1 protein-coding gene is annotated in these 2,554 nt (G+C 77.7%); it reads right to left on the reverse strand.

Annotated features, from left to right (window positions below):
* The coding region (locus AC5LSR_RS22250) for a winged helix-turn-helix domain-containing protein (RefSeq protein ID WP_493468950.1) at positions 1-2,554 on the reverse strand (2,554 nt) is incomplete at both ends.

A 2,554-nucleotide genomic window follows, 5' to 3' on the forward strand; every position in this document is an offset into this window, starting at 1 on the left:
CCTCGGGCCCGGTGGCCGCCACGGGCCTCACAGACCCCCCAGGCGCGCTGGATGTGGGGGATGTGGGGGACGGAGCGTGGCCGGCGGGCCCGGCCCCGGCCCGGTCGAGCAGCCGGTCCACCAACGCGGGATGGGCCGCCCGCAGCCCGGGATGCGCCCGCAGCAGCCTGACGATCACCTCTCCCGCGTCCACGAACGGGCGCAGCGCGCCTTCGTCCTCGGCCAGCGCCAGCGCGCGGGCCAGGGAGGCCGTCGCCCGCGCCACCTCCCCGCCGCGGTCCGCCGCCACCGCGTCCAGCACGCAGGCGGCGGTGAGGCTGCCGATACCGAAGCCGGTGTCGGCCCGCAGCAGCGGGGCGAGCATCGTCGTGGCTGCGGACGCGTCCGCCCGGGCAAGGTGGACGCGTACCAGGGTGAGCACCTCGGCCGGGTCGGGACGATGGTCGGCGATCCCGCGTCGCAGCAGGGTCAGCGCCGCGTCGGGATTACCCGCCGCGACAAGAAGATCTCCTTCGGTGGCCAGCCGCGCGCGCAGGCAGATGTCGGGCAGCCCGGCCGGGCGGTGGGCGGCCAGCAGCCGCCGAGCGGCCCGGACCTCCCCCTGCCGGGCCAGGACGGCCGCGTCGAGCAGGACGAGCAGTTCGGCGGTCACCGGTTGTGGCCACCGCTGGCAGTACCTGTCCGCCTCCCGGAGATGCTGGCAGGCGGTGGCGAGCTCGTCGCTGTGGTAGGCGACGACGGCCATCGCGAGGTGAGCGTCGGCGAGCCCGGCGACCACGCCCGGCCGGAGCCGCTCACCGTCGGTGCCGACCGGACCATCAGGACCAGCCGGATCACCGCCGTCGACCAAGCCACCAGCACCGGCACCAGCCAAGCCACCGGCACCGGCACCGGCCAGGCCACCGGGGCCGAGCGAGCCGCCGGGGCCGGCCGGCCGGCCCCGGGCGGCGTCCGCCGCCGCGTCGGCCCACGCCCGGGCCTGGCGCAGCCGCCCGCGCCAGGCGTGCAGCAGCGCGAGGCCGCCCAGGCAGGACAGCTCCGTGTCGTCCATACCGGTCTCCCGGGCCAGCCGCAGCGCCGTCCGGAGAGTCTCGGACGCGCTGTCCGGACGGCCGCGCCACAGATCGGCGCGCCCCCGGGCGGCAAGCGCGACAGCCCGTACCGCGGGGCAGCCCCACCGGCCGTGATCCTGGCCGGGTTCACGGCCGGGTTCACAGCCGGGTTCGCAGCCAGGATCGCAGCACTCGGACGCGTCGCGCGGACGCTGGCCGGCGCGCAGCAGCCGGCGGGCGTGGTTGAGCATTCCGTCGGTGTCCGCCCGCAGCTCGGCGCGCCGGATCTCCAGGAGGTCCGTGGCGGCCGCCACCAGACGCCTGCGTTTCGCCGGCAGGCCGGCCGCCCTGGCCCGCGCGGCGTCCAGGCAGCCGGCCGCGGGCTCGGCGGCACCGGCCCGCAGGTGACGGGCCGCCACGACAAGGGCGCACTCGGCCGACTGGTCGGCCGATCCGGTGGGGAAGGCGTCCACCAGCGCGCCGGCCCGCTCGACGTCCACGCCCGTGGCGGCTGGCCCGGGGAGCACCCCGAGGCCGCTCTCGACAAGCAGGCAGGCGGCGTAGCGCCAGTCGCCGGCGCGGCCGGCGTGCCGCACGGCGGCGGCGAGGTCCCCGTGGTCGGCGAACCACATGGCGGCGCGCAGGTGCAGTTCGGGCTCGTCCTCCGGGGCCTCCCGCACGAGGTCGGCGTGCAGGGTCTCGGCGAGCAGCCGGTGGAAGCGGTACCAGGTGTCGTCACCGTCGATACCGATCACGAACGAGTTGGTCCGGGCCAGGTCCGCCAGCAGCACCCGCCCGTCCACGGCCGGGCTGTCCCGCCCGGCGGTGGCGGCGCCGGTGGCCGGGGTGAGCGCCGCGGCCGTCCCACCGGGCTCGGCGGCGACGACGTCGAGCAGCGGCCCGGTCAGCCGGTCGAGCACGCTGGCACGCAGCAGCAGGCGGCGGACCGCCCACGGCTGGCGTCCGAGGACCTCCGCGCCGAGATACTCGGCGACCTCACGGCCGGGATATCCGCCGGCCGCGGTGGCATCACCGCCTTCGGCGAGACCGCTATCGGCGCCGCCCGGCCATCCGGCGCTCCCCTCGCCGGCGTCGGGCACCTGGCCCGCGGCGGCGAGGGGGGCACGGGCGGCCCACAGCCGCAGGCCCGCGGCCCAGCCCTCGGTACGCGCCAGCAGCTGGTCACGGCCGGCGTCGGACAGCTCGACGCCGTGGGCGCGCAGCAGCGCGGACGTCTCCCCCGCGGTGAAGGCGAGATCGGCGGAGCCGACCTCGACCAGCCGGCCGTCGAGGCGCAGCCGGTGCAGCGCGAGGACCGGGTAGCGCGAGCAGAGCACGAGCCGCAGCGTCGGCCCGGCGCAGGCCGCCAGCAGCTCGAGCCCGGCGACCACGGCCGGATCGGCGATCAGGTGCACGTCGTCAATGATCAGTACGACCGGCGCGGACAGCTCGGTGAGGGCGTTGGCCAGCTCCCGCCAGAACCATCCCGGCCCGCCGGGCCC

The organism is Protofrankia sp. CiP1_Cm_nod4, assembly GCF_982290645.1.